The organism is Chitinivibrionales bacterium, assembly GCA_014728215.1.
In the GTDB taxonomy this organism is placed as follows: Bacteria; Fibrobacterota; Chitinivibrionia; order Chitinivibrionales; family WJKA01; genus WJKA01.
The window spans coordinates 45,153-68,269 of the sequence record WJLZ01000086.1 but is presented as its reverse complement, the minus strand read 5'-3'; the positions used below and the strand labels follow the sequence as shown (position 1 = coordinate 68,269).

The 23,117-nt window shown below is 46.1% G+C and carries 24 protein-coding genes; 15 read left to right on the top strand and 9 right to left on the bottom strand.

Annotated features, from left to right (window positions below; genetic code table 11):
* Window positions 1-2 precede the first annotated feature (2 nt).
* The 5 genes from GF401_06640 to GF401_06620 form a co-directional block, all read right to left on the bottom strand.
* Entirely contained in the window at window positions 3-182 is a 180-nt protein-coding gene (locus tag GF401_06640) for a hypothetical protein (protein MBD3344723.1), read from the bottom strand.
* A 211-nt stretch (window positions 183-393) separates the two neighbouring features.
* Window positions 394-870 (bottom strand): hypothetical protein, encoded by a 477-nt coding sequence (locus GF401_06635; GenBank protein MBD3344722.1) that lies wholly within the window; start codon window positions 868-870, stop codon window positions 394-396.
* Between the two features lie 6 nt (window positions 871-876).
* Complete coding sequence (locus tag GF401_06630) at window positions 877-1,224, bottom strand: hypothetical protein (GenBank protein ID MBD3344721.1); 348 nt, start codon at window positions 1,222-1,224, stop codon at window positions 877-879.
* A gap of 232 nt (window positions 1,225-1,456) precedes the next feature.
* The gene (locus GF401_06625) at window positions 1,457-2,137 is read right to left on the bottom strand and encodes a response regulator (GenBank protein MBD3344720.1); all 681 of its coding nucleotides are present in this window, start codon (window positions 2,135-2,137) and stop codon (window positions 1,457-1,459) included.
* Between the two features lie 7 nt (window positions 2,138-2,144).
* Complete coding sequence (locus GF401_06620; protein MBD3344719.1) at window positions 2,145-4,166, bottom strand: PAS domain S-box protein; 2,022 nt, start codon at window positions 4,164-4,166, stop codon at window positions 2,145-2,147.
* A gap of 296 nt (window positions 4,167-4,462) precedes the next feature.
* On the opposite strand from GF401_06620, the gene GF401_06615 reads away from it, so the two are divergent.
* The 10 genes from GF401_06615 to GF401_06570 are packed head-to-tail and all read left to right on the top strand — an operon-like array spanning window position 4,463 to window position 12,185.
* Window positions 4,463-5,941 carry a hypothetical protein gene (locus GF401_06615; protein MBD3344718.1) on the top strand — a complete coding sequence of 493 codons (1,479 nt, stop codon included), beginning with the start codon at window positions 4,463-4,465 and terminating at the stop codon, window positions 5,939-5,941.
* Entirely contained in the window at window positions 5,938-7,014 is a 1,077-nt protein-coding gene (locus GF401_06610; GenBank protein ID MBD3344717.1) for a hypothetical protein, read from the top strand. Before GF401_06615 ends, GF401_06610 begins: the two co-directional genes overlap by 4 nt.
* Before the next feature lie 27 nt (window positions 7,015-7,041).
* Window positions 7,042-7,413 (top strand): hypothetical protein, encoded by a 372-nt coding sequence (locus tag GF401_06605; GenBank protein MBD3344716.1) that lies wholly within the window; start codon window positions 7,042-7,044, stop codon window positions 7,411-7,413.
* Window positions 7,414-7,430: 17 nt separating this feature from the next.
* A complete protein-coding gene (locus GF401_06600; GenBank protein ID MBD3344715.1) occupies window positions 7,431-7,784 on the top strand; it encodes a dynein regulation protein LC7 in 354 nt (117 codons plus the stop codon).
* Between the two features lie 40 nt (window positions 7,785-7,824).
* Entirely contained in the window at window positions 7,825-8,163 is a 339-nt protein-coding gene (locus GF401_06595) for a hypothetical protein (GenBank protein ID MBD3344714.1), read from the top strand.
* A 17-nt stretch (window positions 8,164-8,180) separates the two neighbouring features.
* Complete coding sequence (locus GF401_06590) at window positions 8,181-8,675, top strand: hypothetical protein (GenBank protein ID MBD3344713.1); 495 nt, start codon at window positions 8,181-8,183, stop codon at window positions 8,673-8,675.
* The gene (locus tag GF401_06585; protein MBD3344712.1) at window positions 8,665-9,573 is read left to right on the top strand and encodes a methyl viologen-reducing hydrogenase; all 909 of its coding nucleotides are present in this window, start codon (window positions 8,665-8,667) and stop codon (window positions 9,571-9,573) included. Before GF401_06590 ends, GF401_06585 begins: the two co-directional genes overlap by 11 nt.
* Window positions 9,574-9,590: 17 nt before the next feature.
* Window positions 9,591-10,997, top strand: coding sequence for a Ni/Fe hydrogenase subunit alpha (locus GF401_06580; protein MBD3344711.1), 1,407 nt, complete (start codon window positions 9,591-9,593; stop codon window positions 10,995-10,997).
* Window positions 10,994-11,731, top strand: a complete 738-nt coding sequence (locus GF401_06575) for a 4Fe-4S dicluster domain-containing protein (protein MBD3344710.1) — start codon at window positions 10,994-10,996, stop codon at window positions 11,729-11,731. Before GF401_06580 ends, GF401_06575 begins: the two co-directional genes overlap by 4 nt.
* Window positions 11,700-12,185 carry a hydrogenase maturation protease gene (locus GF401_06570; GenBank protein MBD3344709.1) on the top strand — a complete coding sequence of 162 codons (486 nt, stop codon included), beginning with the start codon at window positions 11,700-11,702 and terminating at the stop codon, window positions 12,183-12,185. The genes GF401_06575 and GF401_06570 overlap by 32 nt, the downstream gene beginning before the upstream one ends.
* A gap of 101 nt (window positions 12,186-12,286) precedes the next feature.
* Here GF401_06570 and GF401_06565 read toward each other — a convergent pair whose 3' ends face one another.
* The 4 genes from GF401_06565 to GF401_06550 form a co-directional block, all read right to left on the bottom strand.
* A complete protein-coding gene (locus GF401_06565) occupies window positions 12,287-14,878 on the bottom strand; it encodes a hypothetical protein (GenBank protein MBD3344708.1) in 2,592 nt (863 codons plus the stop codon).
* Window positions 14,879-15,171: 293 nt separating this feature from the next.
* Window positions 15,172-16,299 carry a hypothetical protein gene (locus GF401_06560; protein MBD3344707.1) on the bottom strand — a complete coding sequence of 376 codons (1,128 nt, stop codon included), beginning with the start codon at window positions 16,297-16,299 and terminating at the stop codon, window positions 15,172-15,174.
* 151 nt (window positions 16,300-16,450) lie between these two features.
* The gene (locus GF401_06555) at window positions 16,451-18,001 is read right to left on the bottom strand and encodes a hypothetical protein (GenBank protein MBD3344706.1); all 1,551 of its coding nucleotides are present in this window, start codon (window positions 17,999-18,001) and stop codon (window positions 16,451-16,453) included.
* The gene (locus GF401_06550) at window positions 17,998-19,872 is read right to left on the bottom strand and encodes a hypothetical protein (GenBank protein ID MBD3344705.1); all 1,875 of its coding nucleotides are present in this window, start codon (window positions 19,870-19,872) and stop codon (window positions 17,998-18,000) included. The genes GF401_06555 and GF401_06550 overlap by 4 nt, the downstream gene beginning before the upstream one ends.
* A 224-nt stretch (window positions 19,873-20,096) precedes the next feature.
* Here GF401_06550 and GF401_06545 point away from each other — a divergent pair, with 224 nt between their 5' ends.
* The 5 genes from GF401_06545 (at window position 20,097) to fliE (ending at window position 23,083) form a co-directional block, all read left to right on the top strand.
* Complete coding sequence (locus tag GF401_06545) at window positions 20,097-20,966, top strand: hypothetical protein (protein MBD3344704.1); 870 nt, start codon at window positions 20,097-20,099, stop codon at window positions 20,964-20,966.
* Between the two features lie 415 nt (window positions 20,967-21,381).
* Entirely contained in the window at window positions 21,382-21,807 is a 426-nt protein-coding gene (gene flgB, locus GF401_06540; GenBank protein MBD3344703.1) for a flagellar basal body rod protein FlgB, read from the top strand.
* 67 nt (window positions 21,808-21,874) lie between these two features.
* Entirely contained in the window at window positions 21,875-22,384 is a 510-nt protein-coding gene (gene flgC, locus GF401_06535; protein MBD3344702.1) for a flagellar basal body rod protein FlgC, read from the top strand.
* Window positions 22,385-22,396: 12 nt separating this feature from the next.
* Window positions 22,397-22,660 carry a hypothetical protein gene (locus GF401_06530; protein ID MBD3344701.1) on the top strand — a complete coding sequence of 88 codons (264 nt, stop codon included), beginning with the start codon at window positions 22,397-22,399 and terminating at the stop codon, window positions 22,658-22,660.
* A 117-nt stretch (window positions 22,661-22,777) separates the two neighbouring features.
* Complete coding sequence (gene fliE / locus GF401_06525) at window positions 22,778-23,083, top strand: flagellar hook-basal body complex protein FliE (protein ID MBD3344700.1); 306 nt, start codon at window positions 22,778-22,780, stop codon at window positions 23,081-23,083.
* The last annotated feature ends 34 nt before the right edge of the window (window positions 23,084-23,117 follow it).

Sequence of the window (23,117 nt, the reverse complement as noted above, 5' to 3'; positions counted from 1 at the left end):
ATTTATCCAACCTGGGCATCAAAATGCCGATCCTGATCTAAATCCTCTTCCATATCATAATAATGACTGCCGCTTTTACCTTCAAAATCGAGCTCATCCATATCGTCTTCAAGTTCAGCTTCAAGTGAGTCATAGTCATCTCTGAGGATTTCATCGGGATCGTAATCGTCTTTTCTCAACATAGTTAAACCTTCTTACCCTTAATGGTTTAATGGTGATTCAAATAACACTTTGGTTAGTACGTTTTATTATGGCAGAAAATTTAATCATTTACCATCATAAGCCCCTCTGCCGCATTAAGTTTTTCATAGTGTATATTTTTAGGGATAGATGCTTCCCGCCAAGATAACAACTGCTTTTTACATCAATAAGAATATTCCCGGCATCGGTAATCTACTGCAATTTATCCCTTGATAGTTTTGCGTTTTTGAGGCATAAATATTTATCTCCGGTCGCTTTCATTGCAGAAATAGCTTTTTTCTGCATGATACTGGCATTCCACCATGAGAAATCTTTGCTGATATTAATTGTCTTTTCCCAGGCGCCGGTCGCTACTGTGGCCCGGGGAAAGCCGTGGTGAGTATGCAAATAGTCGGAGAGACGTACTCTCCGATGTTGCCGGCCAGAGGATCGAAATTCACGGATAAAAGGCTCAAGCAGAGGACCCGATATACCCAGATGAAGAACTGGAGAATTATCGGATGAACGGATATAGTCGGCAAGTCGATAATAATTTTTCAGCAACGCTGCAATCGTCTCTTTATTTGCTCGATTGGTCCTGGAGCAGGCACAGGAAGGGAGATGCATATGACCTCCAAGCGCAAAATGTGCCGGGTTGTAATCCGGGGTGCTGTTTGCTTTTAAAGTCATAGTCCGTTAGTGGGCAACATCTTTTGCCGCACCCAGCTCCTGCTCTGTTGAATAGACCTTTGTCAGCAAAGCGAAATCGAGTGTTTCAAGCATATCTCTCAGATTCTTACTCGGTTCGATTATTGCAAGATGCCCACCTGATTTTTCGATTTCCTTACTGAACCGGATCAGATAGCGAAGGGGTTTACCATAAAGAAACGAACTCGGAGTAAAGGAGAGAGCTACTTTTGTTCTTCCCTCGTTAATGGAATCGATTATTATCGATTCCAATGATTCCATGTCCGTTTCCGAATTCAAATCCTCTTCAATTCTTACGAGCTGATATCCTTTTATTGATGAAATCGATACATTCATGCAATGTCCCTGCCTATTAAGTATAGAATGATAAGAGTATACCAAATAAAAAGAAAGCTCTTCAATAGGGCATGATCCGTATTTTGTGTAGGGGAATACCTTACTTTGAGAGGGGAGGGGGAAAAGTTGGAGGCAGGATGGAAGTTTGGTGAACAGGAAACGGTCAGGAAAAGCTGAATTTAGCCTGATATCCCAACCGGCATCCTGACTCCACCCCTCAACCTTGTTTTTATCAGGGGTTTGTCTTCTGAACCCACTGCATTGCATGCATAATCAACTCGCGGGAGTTGGCAATGTGGAGCTTGTCTTTGATTCGTGCCAGGTAGGTTTCTACTGTTTTTACACTCAAGTGAAGCTTATCTGCTATTTCTCTTGTTGGCATCCCCTGGCCTACAAACTGGTACACTTCGATTTCCCGATTGGTGAGGGTATCGATGGGGGTGCGGTCGTTGACTGTGCCAGCGCCGATCATCTTGTGGATCAGCTTGTCTTTCATTTCGCTGCTCAGGTAGATGTCTCCGCTTAAGACCTTGTGAATTGCTTCAATAACTGTTTCCGATGCAGCTTTTTTCATGATATAGCCTTTGGCTCCCTGACGAAGTACCCGTTCGGCATAAATCGATTCGTCATGAACCGACAGCACAAGGACGTGGAGTCTGCTGAACCGGGATTTGAGGCTGGTAAGCAGTGTGAGACCGGATGATTTGCCCAGGGAAAGGTCGAGAACAACAAGATCCGGCTTGTATTTTTCAATGTGCCCCATGGCATCCAGCGCATTTTCGGCTTCTGCACATACCGCCAGGCCGGGAGACTGATTTATGAGCTGCGCCAGGCCCTGACGGACCACCGGATGGTCGTCGACGATAAGAATTTTTGAATTCCCCTTTTTAATGCTGTCTGAATTTTGTTTCATAGATTATTTATCCTGTTACCTTATTCGCTCCCCGGCGAAAGATGCATTGGATTGTTGTGCCTCTGTTTTTTCGGGAATGAATATGGAGTGAAGCGCCGATAAGCCGCGCTCGATATTTCATGATCTGAAGCCCCATTCCCTGAGAAGATTGAGTATGTTTATCGATTCCCTTGCCCTTATCACTGATGATCAGAGCGATGCTTTTCCCGTGGTTTTCAAAAACAATAGATATTTCATCGGTGCCGCTGTGTTTCGCTGCATTGGTGGCAGCCTCCTGTGCAATACGATAGAGATGATTCGAACGTATCGGATCGTCAATTGAGAACATCTCCTGATACCGGAACCTGCAGGAAACGGAAAAGGTTTTCTCAATCGTTACAGCAAGTTCTTCGATGGCGGTAAATATTCCTTCTTGCTGAGTGTCGATAGGCGAGAGACCCTTTGAAAGCTTATTGACCTGTTCGGCGGCCTGATTGACCAGATTTTTTATTTCGGAGATGTCCTGTGCCGATACAGATGCGCCGGACAGGATGTTTTGCTCCAAAGCCTTGCATTTGAATGCCACGCCGGTAAGATATTGACCGATGCCATCATGCAAATCGTGACCGATCTGTAATTGCTGCCGGGCTTCCATCTCAGTCAGGGCCTGCTCGAGTTTTCGCTGTTCGGTAATATCGGTAATAATTCCCATCAGCGATCTTTGTCCGCCGTAACTGATTAATTTAGTCATGTGAATTCCAATTATTTTAGCACCATCCTTTGTAACAAGCAAATACTCATAGGGCTCAACATCCTTATCTCTGAGGTGTTTTTCATAATTCATTTTCACGACATTCAGAGATTCGGGAGCGATTAATTTCAGGAAATTGAATTTCGGGGAATAGAATTCTTTCCGGGAATAGCCCATGGTTTCGATACATTTCTGGTTCACATAAACGATCTTTCCATTCTGATTGATAAAAATCATATTGGGTGACTGTTCGGCCAGGGTACGGAATTTTTCTTCCGATTCCCGAACTGCCGCTTCAGCTGTTTTCAATTCACTGATATCGACAATCGCACCTCTGAATCCAATGGTTTTTTTTCCCCGGGTTATGCGTGCCGCCCGGATAATCACCGGAACAGTGGAGCCGTCCTTTCTCAGTGCGGTATATTCATTGCTCCCGAATTCCTCACCTCTGAATCTCCGTTCCAGATTTTTTCTTCCTCTCTCACGATCTTCGAGAATAATCGTGCTGTTTACGTTGACTCCCCTGTTGAGGTCCTGGGAATCATAACCGAATAGTTCAAAGGCGGCTTTGTTGGCAAAAGTCATTTTCCCTGAAAGGTCTGCTTCGAAAATGGGCTGGGGAAGGAAATCGGTGAGTTCGCGGTACCGTCTCTCACTGTGTCGAAGTTCTCTTTCCACCGCTTTCCGTTCTGCAGTTTCATGGGCAATATCCACGGCATGGGATATATGGAGAGCAAGATTCTTAACAGAGGGCATGAGGTATTCGGCATAATCGGTATAGGTCACGGCAAAGATCCCGGTTACCGCGCCCTTTTTATAGATCGGTGTCAGGATCGTATCTTTATGCTTTAATCTGAAAAGACTTGAGATAATCGTACTCACCGGTTTGGGATAGAGCTCGTTTACAATTTCCCTGGTACTGATCTCAATTGTTTTTTGGCCGGTAACCACATTTCGGAATATTTCGGATTTTTCGATTTCAACGCGGAATCGAGAAAGGGATACACCGGCAGTTTTTTCAGCCTTTCTGATTATATCCGGAGAAAGTGTCGTATCAAAGAGTTTTAATTGTTTCCGCTTTGCACAGAGAAGATAAATAGTGAATGACGGATGACGGAACACGGCGCCTTCGCTGACAACCGTTTTATAGATAGCCTTCTCAGTCAGTTTCCCATGGATACTGGTTGAGACGCGCTCGGTAAAATGAATCAGTGCAAGGAGCTGCTGAAGTTGTATTTTTGATTGAAGCGGTTTGGGCGGCATGAGACAACACAATGATCCGGGTAATTCTACTATCATCCTGCACTATGGCAGAGAAAAACGCGGCCGGATTTTGATATTAATTTCCTTGATTTTGAGATGAAGTAACAATAGACTATTATTTAATTATTAAAATAATATAAAAAGCCGTCCTGTTAGGAAAAAATGATGGTTTTTCATTGCAAAACAGTTAAGGCTGTATAGTATATTGAATTACAACAAAGACGGCTGCTCCGGGAAGACAGGAAAAAAGTATCAGGCCCGGGGCGATCACTAACCGAGAGCTTCGAATTTTTGTTACGATGAAAACGAGTTATCCGGATAATTTTCCACCCATGCCGGGATTTGATTCCCTTACGATGTCGAATGAGTTCGATATCTTGCTTCTTTCTCCCGAGAAGGCACTCTATAATCAGTTTACAACCTTTGTCGAAAACAGCAATGCGGAATGTACCGTCAAATATTCCGGTGATTTGTCTGATTTCCAGTCACTGGAATCAAACCTTCAAAAGTGTGGTGTTGTACTATGCGATATCCGCTCCGGTTATTCCTTCCTAGAGGCTGGTGCCCGGGCACTTGAGTGTGCACCAAATCATGCTTTTACTCTGGCATTAAAGAACGGAACCAGATTGCCTCATGAAGCGCTTGAGCTTCCCTCGAGTCTTCGCCTGTCGGGCATTATTAATATTAAAGAAGGATGGGAATCCAATTGGGAAAATATCACCAAGATACGAACATCCCTGTATCGCCCACTAATGGCTTCACGAATAGAAGATGTTCCGGTAAGTGATGTTCTCCAGATGATCGCGATAGGGGGATGGAGTGCCGTTGTCAGAATTGACGGCTGCATTGTAGAAAAGGACGTTGACGATACCAATTGTCTGGAGAGAATCCGTGGCGGTATCTCTTTTCAGAGCGGTGTCCCGACAACGGCATGGTCGAGTCATCATATCGGGATCGAAGCGATCTATGAGCTTCTCTCCTTAAATCATGGTATTCTGCGGGTCATAAAACATGCATGGATTCCCGATGTCCGGAACCTTCACTGGCCCATGGAGCAGATTCTACTCTCCTATGCTTTTTCTATCGATCAATCACAGACAAAAAGCTGGTCGACCACCATAAATCTGGATAAATTGAACTGCATCGAAGAACATGTTGGAGCTGAGCGCACGGAGCCCGTTTCATCTTCGGCAGAGAATAAAAAATCTCACTCTGCAGCTCAATCAAAAATCGTTTCCGGCAGAAAAGGTCATTCTGCGCGGAATCCTCTCGAATCGATGGTAGCAAGTATTGAGCCGGGAACGCTGCCGCTTCGATGGATGAGCAATGCTGATATCGCAGATTTAAAAATGCTTTCTGCAAGGAATATGATACTTACTGTTCGTGCAGAAGATTCATTGCTTTCTTCCTTCTTTGGTGTTCTTTCCAAAAAATTTTCACCGGACAAACTATCCGGCAATTCGTTTCCGGTTATTCGCCTGGGGCGCACCGGAGGAGTCTGCTACTATCTGGCGGGAATCGGGATGCAAAAAGAATGTGAAATCCTCAACGGGTCTCCAACCGTTCTCTATACTGAAACCAAAAATGCTTCATCATTTGTACAGGATTTAGACAAAAAGAAGGTTCCTGTCGCAGTTCTTCTTTGTGAGAAGCCGGATGCGGTTGAAGAGGCTGTTAGAAAAAATTCAGGAAACGTGAATGTACGCTATAAATGCCTTTCCTGTCGTGTCGATTCCATCGATGATATAGCCCCGGTGCTTAAGAACATCACGGCATTAACCTCTGACTTTCCAGGGAAAGGTGCAGAGTGACTGCAGCCGAAAGTCTTCTTGCCAAAATAGCAGTTTCCATTGTTACCGATGGGGCCGGGCTTCCGGAAAAAGTAAAACATCCCCTTCGGGAGGCACAGGCACAAAGAGTAATCGGTCTCTCCCTCGAATCAAACTATGGTCCCCTGGTCGGCATATGTCCCGGAACATCGGTTACCGACGGATGGGACCGGAATGCAATTCATTCTTTTACACCCTCGAGTAAAACCAACAAACGGTTCGGTATATCAATCGCTGCCGATTCATGGGAAGCGGTATCCTGCTTTACGGTAGGCGGGCTGCCCTTTTATTCCCGTGTGCAATTGCATAAGCCCAAAGGTATCCATGATTCGATCAGAGAACAGGTGGTTACAATCCTCGATCATTTCAGTCTCCGGTGCCGGAATGTCCTCAAGGATTATTTAAATGAGCTTATGCGAATCTGGCCGGAGCCCGGTGAAGAAGAGATTTATTGGGTCGAGAAAAATATAATCAGGAAGACCGCAGGTTTTTCAAAAGCTATCGACTGTGTTGCACTCATCGACAGTGACGGCTTTATCCTCGAATCTTCAGGCAATGCCGATACCGTTGAAGAAATTGCCGGCAAGCTTGGTATGTTTTACCACCGGACAAAACGGGCCATTGTCGAAACCGGTGCTAAAAGAGTTGAATGTGTTTCCCTTTCCAATGCCCAGGCCGCGGTTATTACCGGACCGGTAAAAAACACCGGTTTGATTCTCGCTCTGTCGGCACGGGGTGGAAATGCGCCGGTGATAGCACCTTTTGTAAACGATTGCGCTCATCGTGCCTTCGGCAAACTCGCCCGTAACTTTAATGGAATATGGGGCACATCAGTTATCGGAGAACAAAAACCGCTTCAAATCAGGGAGTCATGGTTCAGTCCTCCCCGTCTTATAGCACAGGGCAATTATGTGGGTGTTGCAGGACGGAACACATTTCATGTACCATCATGCCTGACCTTGACGAGTACGAAGGTGGAGCATTTGCAGTGGTTCGATAAACGGAGCGATGCCATAAGGGATAGTTTGACACCATGCAAGAGCTGTAATCCCTGAACGAAAGGATAGAGAACTCCAAGTATTATGGAAGAAAGAGAACAGAAAAACAGCCTATCGGGTGATGTTTCCCGGGTTTTGGAGACAATAATGGAGCTATCACCAGCCATTGAAGCCGTTGCGCAGGTAAGCAAAGATGGGCTTCCGACAGCATGGCAGGTCCGCGGCGCTGCATCGGTAGAGGAAATTGTTTCACTTGCCGCAGGATTGTTTGCCGCAGGATGTAATCTCGATGTGCTGCCTGATACCGGAGAAAAGAAACTCTCAGTGACCACTGATCACGGAACGATGTATATCCGGGAACTGAATGAGAGTAGGTTTATAATGGTTCTCTTTGCGCGGGGCGCTGATATCGGTACCTGGGAGAACGCAATCATTGACCTTATTACAAAAATTTAAAGATACAAGGAGGGCTCATGGCCAAAACGATTAAAGAAGCATTGGGTGAATTTTTAAGGATCGATGGTGTTACAGCGGTAGCGATTGTCGGTCGCGATGGTTTCGTTATTGAGAGTGCCAGTGCGGCAACGCTGGACACCGACGCTCTGGGTGCGGTCGTTGCCAGTGCAATCGGAGCATCGGAAATGATCGGCAAAGATTTTGAAATGGGCAAACTGGAACAGTATCTGCTCGAATTTGCGATGGGAAAAGTAATTATTGCCGCAGCCGGTGAAGATATTCTGGTGGTTATCACCGATCTCAATGCGGTAATCGGAAGTGTACGGTACGCCGTGAAAAAAGGTGTTGACGGCCTTGTCAAATTGCTGTAAGTTGTGGTCCGTAAATGTGTGCTGAATATGTTTCTTCTCCATGAATAATCTGTCGAACCTCGAAACACTCATTGAAACCCGCGGGGTGCTCGGGGCTTATCTTGTTGGCTCTGATGGTTTCCTGCTGGGGGCCCTTAACGCCGGAACGACCGATCCTGAGCATGTCGCGGCGGTATCCGCCATTTGTGCAATGGCATCCGAAGGGATGGGGCAGGGGCTGGGACTCCGAGAACTACAGTGGATCCTTCTCGAATTCAAGCATGGGACAATGATTATTTCCCGGAGAAAAAATATGATTTTCGTCGTTGCAGGAAACAGGCATATGGTTATCGGGGATGTGCTCATGAAACTTCAGTCGATTCAACAGAACGAAGAATAAAAAGGAGTAGAGAGATCATGGCAAATGAACTCGGAACGCTTCACAATGTAGCGTACTTCGTTGGTGCCCTGGCCAGCGCATCTGAAAAAAATCTTGGTAAAGGAAGTCTTTCCATCTGTTCGCTGGCAGGCAAGAAATTCGGCAGTGAAGCCACGGAAGCCAGTGGAAAAACCAATGATCCGATACAGGCGATCGGTATCCTTCGTGAAGCACTTGCGAAAAGGGGCATCGTCTGGGAGTTCGAGCCTTTTCAGGGAGAAAATGATGATGTTATCATCGAAGAAAAAGGAAAGAAAAAAATCCGACTGGTATTCCATACCTGTATGGTGAGAAATGCCCTCTTCCGGTATTCCCACGAGCAGAAACAGTCATTGTGTTACATGGCCCACGGGGTATTTGCAGGCGCCATGGAAAAGGTAATGAACAATACCAAGGCAACGCTCGAGATCGTTCATGCAGGACCGAATGCCTGCCTGAAAGAACTTATACTGGAGGGGAAAAATGAAAATTAAGATATCTACCGAATGGCTTTCGGGATGTTCCGGCTGCCATGTTGCGGTGGTGGATTTGCACGAAAAGCTTATTAACCTTACTGACTCAGTGGAATTTGTCCGGGTTCCCGTTTTGATGGATGAAAGGGAGTATCCCCGGGCCGATGTCGGCATTGTTGAAGGCGCTATTCGGAGCGAACATGATCGTGCGGCATGCATCAAAATGCGTGAGAGCGTCAAAACACTTATCGCATTCGGAACCTGTGCTGTGTATGGAGGCCCTTCGGGGGTGGGCTGGCTTTACCGGGGTGATTCGGTACTGGAAAAAGCATATGGAGCGGGAATGACCAATGCCCCGGGGGAATGGCCCGACAGTAATGCTCCAAAGCTTGAACAGAGTGTGGTTCCAATCGATGAAATCGTAACTGTCGACCGGTATCTTCCCGGTTGTCCACCTCATCCATACTGGATTGCTTCGGCAATTACCGGTCTTTTATCACCCGAAAAAAAATCAATGGTTCAAAAGACCGTTTGCTCCAGATGTGAGCGCACGATGAAAAAGGTTTCGCCTGTTGCATTACAAAAAGGAAATGTGACTGCAGCGGATGACACTGTTTGTTTTCTGAGCCAGGGGGTTGTCTGCATGGGATCCGTTACCATGGAACGCTGTCTTGCTCAATGCCCGAACAAGGGGGTGGCCTGCAGCGGTTGCGCAGGACCGTCGACAGATATTATTACCGAACCCCATCTCGATATGCGGACCATGATCGCACGGCGAATGAGCATGCTTACCGGTATAGAGGAACAGGAAATCAGGCAATATATCGAAGATGAAGCCAGGACCTATTACGCCTATGCAATGGCATCACCGGTCATGTACAAAAAGCCTGCAGTAAAAATAAGAGAATGGGCACAGTAAAATATTAAGGAGACATAATGCCGAAACAGATAAAAATCGAACCGATCACCCGGATTGAAGGCCATGCCAGGGTGATTCTGGACCTGAATGATAACGATGAAATCACGGCGGGTCGACTGCAGGTACTGGAAATCCGGGGATTCGAAAAACTGCTCGAAAACATGGAGCTTGTTAAAATGCCCCTTGTTACCGGACGTATCTGCGGTGTTTGTCCGGCTGCTCATCACCTGGCATCAGTTGTCGCTATCGAAAATGGCGCGGGGATTATTCCTCCGCTTAAAGCGAAATTGCTTCGTGAACTCCTGTACGCCGGCCACATCCTCCACTCTCATGCCTTGAGTACCTTTGTGTTGCTAGGGCCGGATATCGTGAGGGGAATCGATGCCCCTCCGCAGGAGAAAAACATCTTCCACCTGCTCTCTTCCAATCCCGAGCTGGCCAGAAAAGCACTGCGCCTTCGAAGTATCGGTCAACGGATTGTTGAAATTGTGGGAGGAAGGGGCGTTCATCCGGTAACCCTTGTCCCCGGCGGAATTGCATCCCAACCAACCGGTGAAGAACTGGATAAAATCCGTGAGTGGGGGAGCGAAGCGCTCAAAATTTTAATGGATCTCCATACACCATTAATCGAGCTGATCGCCAGGCTTGAATCTCTTCGGGATGCAACCATACTCGATTATTATTCGCTGGCCATTACCAGCAACGGTAAAGTTGATTTTGGTGAAGGCGTTCTTCGGGTTTGTGATAGTGCCGGGAATGAGGACCGGATTTTTGAAGCGGAAAAATACGCCGATCATTTTATCGAGCATGTTATGTCGGGTTCTTATATGAAATCGGTGCATCTGAAAGGTGAGCGGGAACAGGAATATTTTGTGGGCCCCCTTGCACGGATGAATGTCAATGATTCATTCTCGACACCCCGGGCTTCCGAACTCATGCAACAGTTTAAAAGCAGCGGAACCCCCCGCCTTTGTGTCCTGGACAATATTGAAGCGCGGATAATTGAAATGGTCCATTGTGCAGAACGAATCGCGGCTATCCCTTCGGAGTTGCCCTCCGGTGATATATTACTCGAAAACGTTACTCCAGGGGAGGGACGGTATATCGCGGCGATTGAGGCCCCCCGTGGAATTCTGGTACACGACTATACCGCCGATAGTAAGGGTAAAGTTACCGGCGCCAACCTTATTGTTGCGACACAGAATAACTATGATGCTATTAATACCGCACTTACCCTGACGGCGCGGGAAATGAAAAAGCAGGGTGGTGATGAGCTCATGATGAACGGGATCGAATTCGCCGTACGGTGTTTCGATCCCTGTCTTGCCTGTGCAACGCATGCAGCGGGAAAAATGCCCATGACAGTGGAGGTGCGAAAAGCAGGAACAATTGTTAATACATTGACAAGGGGAGTGATGGAATGAATAACAGTGCTCCAGAGATTACTATCGATGAAAAGGCATGCGTGGGCTGTGCCCTGTGTGCCGATATCTGTCCGACAAAGGTATTTGAATACAGTGAATCCGATGCTGTTCCCGGGGTAGTGAAAGCGCATGAATGTTTTGGCTGTTTAAGCTGCACGGAGATATGCCCTGCCACGGCAATATCCCATTCCAATATCAGGATGTCACAGGTTTTTTATCATGATCCCAAGGCCCTTGCCCTTGCAAAAAAGACCGGTGAAACTGCTCTTGTTTATAACGTAATCGAAGAAGAGGAAAGCCTGAAACAGGCTGAAGAAGACCTTGGTATGCGTCTGCTTTCGGTGGCTTCGGTGCTTAAACAGACTCTCGGCCAGAGTCTGCCTGCGGTTGGAACAATGGCCGGAAGATCATTGGCAACGCAGCTACCCCGCTATCAACACCCCGAATCGGTAGAGGATGTTCTTGCAATGATCGTACATATGTTCTCCGGAGCATGGGAGATAGAGCCTGAGTTGAGCGATGATAAACTGACCCTCACTGTGGGCAAATGCTTTATTCGTGATCTCTGCGGCCGTGAAGGGATTTCGCTGGGGGGAGATCTCTGCGTGCTCTTTTACAATTATCTTGCGGGGTATTTTAACAAAATCAGCGGAATTCGTCCCCGTTTAACAAAAGCAAGCAGAGGCCAGGAGCAATGTGTTTATGAGGTCAAACTCTACAAGCCTTCATCCTGATAAAAAAAATACCCCTCTGGGTATAATCGGAATAGGTAACACACTTGTCGGTGATGACGCCGCGGGGGTGATTGCGGTTCGGCGTTTGCAGGAACGTTTAGGCAGGCGAAATGACATCTTTTTCCACATTTTAAGTGGTGATATTTATGAGATTGCCGACCTTCTGGAAAAAGCTGGCCGGTTTGTTTTTCTTGATGCGCTGGCAGGCGCAAAACCCGGGCATATTCGCATTGTAAAAAAAGCCTCCCGCGCCTTTGCTCCCTCACTCCATCAGACCGATATTGCCTCGGTAATGGAAACCCTTCGCAAACTCGATATTGTCTCGCCCTTCCCGGAGTGGGAAATATGGGGCGTAACTATCGAAATCCCCGAGTATCTGGGTGAAGGGTTAAGTCCGGTGATTGATTCGGCTGTTGATGAACTGGTCGAGAGGTTAGTCGAGAAATTACGATGATTATCTGCAGACAAGTTTCATTACAAATCTAAAAACAAAAAACCGGTCTGGTACTTTCGCACCTGACCGGTTTTTTATAAGTACTGCGGTGACAGTCGAGTTTATTTACGTATTACCATTCGCTGTACAGACGATCCTTTATCCGATTGTACCGAAACAAGATAGACGCCTGCAGCAAGATGCTGGGTACTAACCGAATAATTTCCGGCTTTTGCTCCTTTGAACGTTTTGATTGCAACACCATTGGGTGCTATAAGCTTAACCGAGTGCTTGCCTTTGAAAGGAACCGAAATAAGGGCGTTGTTTTTTGCTAATGATAGCCGGATGTTTTTATCGTTGTAATTACCGGCTACAGGACCACCGATTCCAACTTCAATTGCCGGATCGGGTTTGAGTTGACTGGTGGGGATTACCTGGGTCGGCATGCTGTGGGAGTACCAGTCGATAGCCAGGTTGGCGTCACTCGACTGAGAGAAAAATTCTATGGTGACCTCATATTCCTCACCTGCTTCAAGAGGAATGAACTCTCTACTGAGAATCAGCCGGGTATCTTTTGCTTCCCAAGGTTCGCCGGGGGAGAACGTTTCCCATTCATCGAATACCTTGGCGCCGTTAACCCACATACGGCAACCGCCGTTGGTTGTGGCACAAAAACGGTGTTCTTCCGAATAAATCGGCACGACTTTTCCTGTCCAGCGTGCCGACCAGGTGTTGGTTCCGGCCGGTGATGTAGACCAGAGCTTGGCGGGGAGAGGATCAACCCGGGCGATCACCTGCTGATCGAAATCTGCGCCTGAATAGTAAACTCCCGTCAAACCGGCGCCGTCACCAAGGAGGGAATAGATATCCTCTTCGTAAATTGGATTGATTTCCGCCTCAACAGGATATTCATACTCCCTGACCTGGGGCGTCGGAAAAGGAAAGTCGTCGGAAAGCCCGATATCGTCGAAGGCAATACCGAGATCTTCCGCCATGGCCTTTGCTTTGGCGCGCGTGTATGGATGGGGGTAAAAGCTGTTCGGAAATGTTTTCCCACCACCCGGCGCATTATGATGCCAGTCGATATAATCGATGATATTATATGCCACATTGTCGGTGATTTCGATTGCCGGACCGGCGTCGGGGTACATGCAGTGACGTTGTGAGATTCCGATGCCCACCGGAAAAGGATCTCCGTTGGCGTTATAGGTACGGGTAGGAATGGTTATATGAAAAATGTCATGGAACAGATTGGTATCCCATTTGTTGCCGGTTCCCGCATTCCAGGCTTCAAGCGTTCCCGTATCCCAGGTCGAATTGAGGGTGTGACAGATTTCATTATGATGGATGTTATTGTTGTTGCTTTTAATAAACGTGGTATCGCTCATTCCTTTCATCGATACTGCATAGCGCGGTCCCCGGCGGATAAGATTGTGTCCGATATCGTTGTCGCCGCTCTGGTAGATCTGAACTCCCGAACCGTTACTCCAGAGTTTGCCGAAATCATGAATGAAATTGTTGGTAATGGTATTGTGATGATTGATATAATCCCATGGACCGGAGCCGATGCAATAGGAGGTAAGATAAACCGCGCAATAGTTGACCCCCTCAATCCAGCAGTTGGTAAGGGTGTTATACTGGGCATAGTTGTTGAAAAGTACGCCCATAATACCGGCATTGAAAATGCGACATTTACGGATTGTAATATGTTCGGCGTTTTCCAGGTGGATAAGGCCGTGACGACTGTAATCGCTTTCGCAGTTGGCTTCACCGTTGACAATATTGTCGCCGTCAACCGCTTCCTTGTTACTGAGGCCGTGGCGGGTACAATCGGATGTTGATACCAGTATCCCTTCGAAAATGATATGTTTTACCGGGTCGGATTGAGAGCTTCCTTTAAATTCGATCACCCGTTTCAGGGTTCCGGCCACAATAACCTGGTCTTCGATCGGCGTCTGTGCCGGCCAGTAAAAAACATCGCCGTTGCCGTCAAGCGCCCATTCGGTAGGGATATCGATAAAATCCTTTGAGCCTTCGACCCAGTAAACTCCGACTTCGTCTCTGGTTCGACCGTCAAAGGTAATTACCCTGTTTCCGAAATCAACCGATTCTACAGGACGGCACTGAGAAAACCAGCCGTAACAGGTTACATTCACCCGGGCATGGGTGTAGTCCCAGTTGGAAGGAAAAAGATCTGCAGGATAATCAGCCTGGGCTTTTGAATCGAGTGTGCTTTTTGTCGCACCATGAATTTCGTTTTCCATATGATTGGGGTGACGGGCCGGAAGGCTGCGTTTGCCGTTTTCCGAAAGAGTCCAGAATTCGGTGTCTGATGAACCGACATTTGCCTTGTAAATACTTCCGCTTACTTCCGTCCAGCCGGTGATCCGTTGGCCGCCGAAAATACGCACCTCGGCGCCGTCCTGAGCTTTCCATACCACCGGATTCTGTTCGGTTCCACCATCATCTTCAGTCAGGGTCAGGGTGTTTTCGAGGAAATAGTCTCCCTCAAGAAGAATCACCTCTTTTTGAGAATCATTAGAAGCTCTGATCTGGTCCCGGGCATGATGAAGGGTTGCAAAAGGTGCCGATTCGGTACCGGCGTTTCCATCATCACCGCCGGTTGGTGAAACATATACCGTGATGGCAAAAGATAAAGGGGCAACCAGAAGAATAAATAAGACAAAACGGGTTATGGGTAAAAATCGTAACACCGCACTCCTCCTTTCATTATGCGTAAAGAGCGGCAGCAAAATAGTGCGCAATTTTTTGAATTTTAAAAAAATTCGGATTAAAGATTAGATATAATATAAGAAATACCATGAAAGATAACAGCTAAAACAATTACATTAATTGTATTTAATTATATAATAATAGAGTATATAAGGAAGGTATTCAGTCATTTCTGTTGTTTAAACTGACGATTGTACAGGGTTTGCCGGTCCATTAAATTGCCATGAAAGGGCAAATGCATTTGAATAGAGAGGGGAAAAAGAGAATGAAAAATCTATTTAATTTCAAGAAACCTCTCTGTCTGGAGTCCCTTTCGTATCAATATGCCGGATGAGGGGTATTGATTATTATTGAACAGGAGACTTTTGCTTCCGCCACGATTAAGAATCCTTCCATTCACCATAAATACTTTCGATTCAACAACGTTGTTCAAAGGATGTATCGTGTATTGGCAGTGATGTTTCTTGAGCACTGAGGGCTTTTCTGTTATCCATACCGAATGGACATCTTTACCCAGTCCCTGCCACTCAATAAAACTGCATCCGTCACCATTGGCATCTGAAAAGTTACCCGACCCGGCCGGGAATCCATTGCGATACCAGGTGTTGGAATCCGAATCGAGGGTGGTGAAAAAATGGTTCCAGTCGTTGCTGCTCATCCATGAGAAAAACCCGTTACCGACCGAAGAAAAAGTATTGTTGCGAAAGAACCATTGTTCATTGAATAGATCTTCTCCGTTTAACTGACGATCTTCTTCGATAAGGTTCCAGAGTACGCCCGAATAAACATGAATATAGCTGTCTTCGATCCTGACATTTTTGACACCCCGGATTTTAAAACCGTACTTGTTGTTGAGGTGCATACCTCTGATTGTTATCGGTCCCGGGCTGACTTCAATATGAACCGGATCGGCGCTGTTATTGATCACCGAACAGTTTTCCAAAAGCATGTCGGTATTGTCCCAGTCAATCCACAAGCTATAGGCGGCATTATTGTCTTCCACTTCCACATTGGAAAGGGTCATAATCCGGTTTTCCGGGATAATTTTAAATCCCGCGGCATCGTGTCCGGCATGGTGTCCCCAGGCCTGGCGCCAGGCATTGAATTTAGCCGTGCAATTTTGTATCAGGCTATTCTCGCACCGTCCGAATCCAATACCTTTCCATCCGTTGCGCTCTACCGGGCAATTACGAAAGGTGACATTTTTGTATCGAGATATCTTAATGGCCGTGGCATTGTTATTGTAGAAACTGCAATTTTCTACAATCAAATTTTCGGGCTTGACAGCCCCGCTATCTCCCGGAGCAGTGATTGAAACAGCATTTCCCCATATATCGGACCCATTTATATGATTGATTATCCATGACGAGGTTTGGATAAAAACGATATTCCTGAGAACTATATTGGATTTATAAGGTTATGGTCTATAATATAATCAAAATGAACGGAGGATTGAGTTTAATTTAAAGGAGAAATGGAATATTTGAATAATTGAGAAATCGCGATTGCACCTCGTTAAAGGTGAGGGGTGACTTTTGACCTTCGATTCCCCCTCAATGCCTCGGTCCGGTTGGCGCTTTTATTGTTGCGCCGGTGACGGCTTCGCTTTCCTGCAGGCGGGATGAACGTATGGCCTGGAGCAGTTCTTTTTCGGTTATCGGTATTGCGCCGGTGATCAGTTCGGGAAGATGGTACATCCAGATACTCGATTCATAATGATCGGGTTTTTTCTGGGGGAGAAGGAATGCTTTTCGGGCAGTGCCGCCGGTGTCGATATAGCTGAAATAGGTACGCAGAATCTGACCGTCATACCGTTTCGAGCTGAAAGCAAGCCATCGGGAATTACTCGACCAGGAGTGCCATGATTCAGCACCTTCCGAGGAGCATTCGAGCTTTTTATAGATCATATTCGTCAGGTCCATAATATAAAGGTCCGACCGGGAGGAGAAAGAGGGCATCCAGCTCCAGGGTGTCATGCAGAAAACAAGAAACTTTCCGCTCGGTGATATGCGTGGTTCGACAATGCTCATGCCGGTGGCGTCTGCGCTGAGCAGCGTATCGAGCGAACCCCATTCTTTTGTCGCGGGATCATATCCGATTCTCATCAAATCGTACTGCACCTTTTCCACATAGTCAACAATTTCTCTTTCATCATCCCCAAAATCATCCCATAATTTAGGTGCGCTGGAGAAATAAAGCCATTTCCCGTCTGAAGACCAGGCCGGAAATGTTTCAAGGCGGTCGGGTTGCCTCAGAAGGGGAGGAGACAGGGCGGTTTTGTTATCGATGAAATAGAGAAAAATATCTGAATCGACATCAAAAGCCTCACGGACTTCTTGACGGGCGGTATGGCAGAGCTGGCGGACACTGTTGATGGAAAAGGCAAGCATGCTCCCGCTCGGATGCCATGACGCAAAGGCGCCGGGCCTCTTGTTCCGTTCGGTACGGGTGTCCACTTTGAAAAGCGAATCATTATTTAAAAGCATGGTCCCTGCGTAGGCACCACGTATGTGAAGGCTCATCTTGTCGGGATTGTTGTTGAGAAAGGTATGGCAGTTCATACATCCCGCACCTTTTTCCAGCGAATCGTTATGAAGCAGGCGGGTGACACTAAAAGATTCCAGATTGCGCTGAGATAAAATCAGAGTACCCGACCGATGGTAGGCCGGTTTCAGTTTGCGATAGGCGAGATACCGGTCGATCGGTTCTTGGGCTATATGATTGGTTATGGGAGTGTATTGCTTCCAGATCGTATCTTTGGCATAAACCGTGACCGCAAAATCGTTTCCTTTATTTTTTTTCAAAAAGGAATGCCACTTTTTCTCTGGAACAGAGATTTTATTATCTGTGCTTTTAATTGTAAATCCCTCACCCTTTTGTGATGAAAAAAGGATCATAAAATTCGTGCCCGGTTCCTTGACTGTAAAATTGAGTGGGGCAATATTCGGCGGGATAGTTATATCGGTATAGTCGGGCATGATGTGAGGAGCCGCGCCGGTCTTCCGGCTTCGGTCGACAGGATCTGAGCATCCCGAAAGGGCAATAAAAATAAACAGGGCCGCTGTAACAGTAAGCAATCGGATTATCAGAAGTATTTTTTTCATAACGCTTTTCTTACATTACCGAGTGAGAAGTAGAAGAAATAGGATTCAAGATGTTCTTCGGCGGCAGCTCTTGCTGCGTTAACTGCACTTAAACCGTGCCGTCTGCTGTGATCGAGGATCTTGCGGAACCTTTCGTATCGTTCAACAACGTTACTCGATGGTTTCTTTGCGGCAGGAGGCAATTCTCTGTCTGTGCCGTATCTGTAAACAACCAGTGCTTCTTCGACATGGCGGGGATATTGTTCAGGGAAAAAGACATTCAATTCTTTAATGTGGTTCATCACCTTTTCCAGTTTTCCTGTCTGGAGATAGTGGGCGATCAGGTACTCAAAAGCCATCCGGTTTTCAGGGTTCGACTTGAGCAGGTCTGTAAGCATTTCCTCGGGCCATCGTTCGATCCGGACATAATCGCTGTCGGGAGACATTGTTCGTATGCGGTCAATCATGGGGTCATCGGTAAAAAGTGAATCCTGGTCCAGGCGGGTGAGCATGGCTTCAGCCTGCTGTCGTCGATAACGGTCATTCTCAAGGCTCAGGAGATGCTTGAGAAATACCCGTGCAGCTCTCGTCTCTTTTTTAATAATATTTACCTTTGCAAGAAGAAGGTAGAGCGAGGGATAATCGCTGTAGGCCGAGAGCAGTTCATGGGCCATCTGCTCGGCAAGGTTCACCAGGCCGAGCCTGAGACAGGTCTCCGCATTCCGCACACCGATAAGCGGAGGAACGAGAACCGTATCTTTTTGAGTATAATGACGCAGGGGAACAAATAGCCCCGATGGGTTTTGAGGAAAGGTGAACATTTCATCGAGGAGCCTTCCCGATTCATAGAGTGCCCGGTTGATATCCGCACATGTATAGGGGTGAAAGCCGGAATCCGGTATACGCCGGGCAGTGGTGGTAATCACATCCCATTCATTATAATAGGCCGCGTAATCGAATTGAAGGCCCAGTTTTACATCGGGACGAAACAGAAAAAAACCGGGAATTAATAAAAAGGAAAAGAGTACTGCTTCAAACAGTGATGTCCTTACAATAGGACGGTTGAAAACGTCGCCCGGCACACCGGTTTTTAACGGTTTGAATGGTCGGTCGAAAATGATCCCAACCAGAATCAAAAACGCGGTAAGGGGAAGAATTATCGAAACCGTACGAATGTTACTTGGAACAATTTCTTCTCCCCTGTGCCATAAACCGAAATAATAGCGGTAGGCGTCAAGTGTGTTCTGGGAGGCAAAATGACCCACAATTGCCGGTATTATAAGGCCGACAAGTGTGACCATCACCGCAGCCTGCCACTCTTTTTTCCGCAAAGAGAAAAAGAGACAAAGAAAGGAATAAAGCACCAGCGCACTTCTTCCAAGATAAAACGTGACACAACCGCCCAGGATAAAGAAAAGCGTACGAATGGAGATTTTCTCCACTTTGCTGTGGATAAAAACCGAAGCGCTCAGTGCGGCAATGCTCCATTTGAGAGCCATCGATACAGGGTAATTATATTGATTCAGTATCAGGATAAAACCGACTGAAGGTGTAAAGGTAACTAAGTATTGCAGACCATTGCGGGTATTTCTGAACAGCATTCGGGTTGATAAATAGAGCAGTACCGCCAAACCCGTTAAAATAAGAGAACCCTGGAACCGTGAAATGAGATAGAGAAGACTCAACGATGAAGTATATTTGACAAATCCACCGGGATTTTGAAGGCTTTGTGCCAGGTATTGAAGTGTATGGGAGAAATCAAGATTGAATCCATGCCACCAGTGGTAGACCAGCCGGGGATCAATTTTGAAATAAATATAGAGAAAGGCGAGAATGAAAAAGAGCAGCGCAGGAGCTGTCTGAGCGATTGTTAAATTTCTACGTTTATTCATATTGTCACTACTAATTTAAAATAACATAATTAAACCCATTTTATCAGAAACAATCATATATCAGTAAAATAATACCTGTAACTGAAAATTGAAGAATTGGAAGATTTTGGGGATTTAAAGCATAAATGGACAGCGACAATAAATTCTTGACTGGAATTCAGTCTGGAATTAGTTTATTCATAATGAATTGGCCTGGCAAGCACACTTTTTTAAGGAGGTTGGTGATGAAACGCTTAAGCAGCGGATGTATAGCAGGAGCGGTTATACTCGTTGGGACTCTGATTCTGATCGGGTGCGGACCAAGCGAGAAAAAGCTTGCTGAAGCCGAGAGTAGAATAACGGCATTGGCGAGCAAAGGAGTACCCGACAGCATATTGTCAAAAGCAAAGGTTCATATCTATGAGGCCCGGACCAAGAACAAGCTCGGAAACGCAAGCGGAGCAAGCAGCCATTATGATTCCATGCTTATCATTCTCGAAGAAGCTGAAGTCTGGTATGACAAAACAATGGCAGAGCTGAAACCGGTGATTGCAGCGAAAAAGGAAGAGTACGAGAAGAAAAAGAATGAGCTGACCGGGATGCAGCGTGAAGTTATCGAAGAATATGTCGCAAAGATCGATTCTTTTACGAATGTCAACTGGCTTCTTCAGGCAAAATGGCAGTGTGACAAACTCGATACGCTCATGCCGGGGCTTATGGAAGATGAAAAAACCGCTCAAAAGCTCAAATCTCGCTTGATTGGAACCTGGAAACGGGCCGACAGGGAAGGTAACGCTATTCGGAAAGAGACCTTTCGTTACAAGAAGAATGGCGGCTTTGTGGGTGTTGAAGAGAAAAAGGGGCAAAGTTCCGAGGTTCTAAAGGAGGATTGGAAATTTATTTCCTACGGTACCTATGATCTTAAGGGCGATACAATCTATATGTTTGTTACCCAGGAAAAATGTCCTCGTCAGCTCTACTGGAACTATAAAAAAAAGAACGGCAAAATGGTGTGGGATAAATTTGAAGCGCCAACCTATGATTCCACCTATACCGATGGTAAAAAAGATAAATTCATGACCTGGGAATATCTGAAGAAATTTTATCGAAGATAACCCAACTGTGATCTGAATCTGCGCATATGCTTTTATGATTGTGCGGATTATATCCTCTTGATTGTTTTTACCGGAGAGACAGGGTAATCCCTATGATGTAGCGATTGGGTTATCCTGTCTTAAAATTTTGCCCCTCTACGCAATCCGCTACCGAGCAAAATATTCCTCATCGACTAGGCAAATTGATCCTGTCTTTATCGGCACATTTTATCGGGACTTTAGAAAAAAAAATATTTTCTGCGGCCAGGTTGTATTCACCATCCTTTTAATTTGCTTTAATTCAAAAGGTTACAGGGATTCAAACCAACGGTTTTTATGCGGTTAATTATCTCGCCGCCGTTGGCATTATGATTGCTTTTCTTTAGGGCGTCATATTCAAACGGTCGTTATAAATTAACCAGAGAAGAGCTGTCAAATGATTAATGGAATTCTTCAAAAAACAGCCTACCCATCGGTTCAAAAAAGTCTTGATGCAGGAATGCTTCGAGCCCGGGTTATCGCCAATAATATCGCCAACGCCACCACTCCCGGATTCAAGCGCCTCGAAGTAAGCTTTGAAGAACATCTTCGAGAAGCATTGGATAAGACACGATTAAAAGGTACACAAACCAAATCAAAACATCTGGCAATCGGAAGAAAAGACATTTCCCGGGTCAATCCCCTGGTAGAACGGCCGGTTGATCCAACGCTTTCCAGTGGAGTAAATAATGTCGATATCGACTCTGAGATGGCTAAATTGGCAGAAAATCAGATTTTATATAATTTTGGTATCCGTTTTACCAAAGGAGCACTGAAAAAATTGAGTGCAGCGGTGCAGGCCAGAAGCCTTCAGATACAGTAGGTCGATGGTCAAATGAAAGTTGAAGAGTTGAAATGTTGAAGATGGTCATTAAGAGAAGGAATGTGATATGCCGTTAATTGGGGGAATATTTTCAGGACTCAGAATAAGCGCATCGGGGCTTCGGGCCCAGCGAATCCGTCAGAATGTCATTTCATCGAATCTGGCCAATATCGAGACAACCCGTACTGCAAAGGGGGGACCCTACCGGCGTCAGTATGTGGTTTTCGAATCGGGGACCGACACCAAAGAAACACGGCTGATAAACAAAAAAGAGGGATTGAAGGGCACTTCAAATCTGATAAATCATCTTCCCGTTCCCGCAAATAATTTTCCTCGGGATGAACGGTTTTTCGGCAACGGCGTTCAGGTTGCGGAAATTCGAGAAGACAGTCGTGAGGCAAAGCTGGTATATGATCCCTCGCATCCGGACAGCGATGAAAAGGGCTATGTAGCGATGCCGAATGTGAACGTAGTTGAAGAGATGACTGATATGATAGCTGCGAGCAGAGCATATGAAGCCAATGTGACTGCATTCAATTCCATGAAAGCTATGCTCCAGCAGGCATCACAGTTATAAGGGGGATGACTTTTGAGTATTCAATCGATTAATAGCGGATCCGACCAGTGGGCCCGGTTTATGGCGCTAACGAACGCAGCGAAGGCTCGGAATCCCGGACTGGCCGGAATTCAGGCAAACAAACAGACCCAGTTAAAAGGTGCACTTGAGCGGTTAAGCAACAGTGTGGCGGCAGAACATCCTCAGAAAACCCCGACAGTTGCCGGTTACGGAAGGCAATTGCGGTCCACGACGCCGTCAAAAATACTGGGAAACAATTTTGATGGATACGCATAAATGTAAAATGAAGGTAATTTAAATATATCTATAGAAAATTGCTGCAACAAACGATATAAATAATATAATGATAAAGAGACTTCTCCGAGAGCAAATCAATCTTTCAGGAGGCACCACATGGCCCAGATAAATCCGATCGGCCCGGTTGATGACGGCCAAAAAGCCGGCAGGGCTTCACGGCTCCATGCAAAAGATAAAAATGCGCCAACCTTTAAAGATACTCTCAAAGGCGTCATGAAAGATGTCAACGATATGCAGGTTAAGGCTGATAAGTCGATCGAAAAAATGGTTGCCGGCGAAATTACCGATGTTCATCAGGTGATGAGCGCAGTTGAAGAAGCCAATGTAGCATTCAATATGATGATGGAAATTCGGAACAAAGTAATGGATGCTTATCAGGAAGTAATGAGAATGAGATTGTAAAGATTTAGTGTCGTGGAGAGTCGGGAGAATTGCA

Coding starts and splice junctions, on each gene's coding strand:
- GF401_06545 (MBD3344704.1), top strand. CDS start 20,097: ATGAAACGCTTAAGCAGCGGATGTATAGCAGGAGCGGTTATACTCGTT.
- GF401_06630 (MBD3344721.1), bottom strand. CDS start 1,224: ATGAATGTATCGATTTCATCAATAAAAGGATATCAGCTCGTAAGAATT.
- GF401_06580 (MBD3344711.1), top strand. CDS start 9,591: ATGCCGAAACAGATAAAAATCGAACCGATCACCCGGATTGAAGGCCAT.
- flgC (MBD3344702.1), top strand. CDS start 21,875: ATGCCGTTAATTGGGGGAATATTTTCAGGACTCAGAATAAGCGCATCG.
- GF401_06640 (MBD3344723.1), bottom strand. CDS start 182: ATGTTGAGAAAAGACGATTACGATCCCGATGAAATCCTCAGAGATGAC.
- GF401_06625 (MBD3344720.1), bottom strand. CDS start 2,137: ATGAAACAAAATTCAGACAGCATTAAAAAGGGGAATTCAAAAATTCTT.
- GF401_06570 (MBD3344709.1), top strand. CDS start 11,700: ATGAGGTCAAACTCTACAAGCCTTCATCCTGATAAAAAAAATACCCCT.
- GF401_06585 (MBD3344712.1), top strand. CDS start 8,665: ATGAAAATTAAGATATCTACCGAATGGCTTTCGGGATGTTCCGGCTGC.
- GF401_06600 (MBD3344715.1), top strand. CDS start 7,431: ATGGCCAAAACGATTAAAGAAGCATTGGGTGAATTTTTAAGGATCGAT.
- fliE (MBD3344700.1), top strand. CDS start 22,778: ATGGCCCAGATAAATCCGATCGGCCCGGTTGATGACGGCCAAAAAGCC.
- flgB (MBD3344703.1), top strand. CDS start 21,382: ATGATTAATGGAATTCTTCAAAAAACAGCCTACCCATCGGTTCAAAAA.
- GF401_06615 (MBD3344718.1), top strand. CDS start 4,463: ATGCCGGGATTTGATTCCCTTACGATGTCGAATGAGTTCGATATCTTG.
- GF401_06575 (MBD3344710.1), top strand. CDS start 10,994: ATGAATAACAGTGCTCCAGAGATTACTATCGATGAAAAGGCATGCGTG.
- GF401_06590 (MBD3344713.1), top strand. CDS start 8,181: ATGGCAAATGAACTCGGAACGCTTCACAATGTAGCGTACTTCGTTGGT.
- GF401_06555 (MBD3344706.1), bottom strand. CDS start 18,001: ATGAAAAAAATACTTCTGATAATCCGATTGCTTACTGTTACAGCGGCC.
- GF401_06605 (MBD3344716.1), top strand. CDS start 7,042: ATGGAAGAAAGAGAACAGAAAAACAGCCTATCGGGTGATGTTTCCCGG.
- GF401_06635 (MBD3344722.1), bottom strand. CDS start 870: ATGACTTTAAAAGCAAACAGCACCCCGGATTACAACCCGGCACATTTT.
- GF401_06550 (MBD3344705.1), bottom strand. CDS start 19,872: ATGAATAAACGTAGAAATTTAACAATCGCTCAGACAGCTCCTGCGCTG.
- GF401_06620 (MBD3344719.1), bottom strand. CDS start 4,166: ATGATAGTAGAATTACCCGGATCATTGTGTTGTCTCATGCCGCCCAAA.
- GF401_06595 (MBD3344714.1), top strand. CDS start 7,825: ATGAATAATCTGTCGAACCTCGAAACACTCATTGAAACCCGCGGGGTG.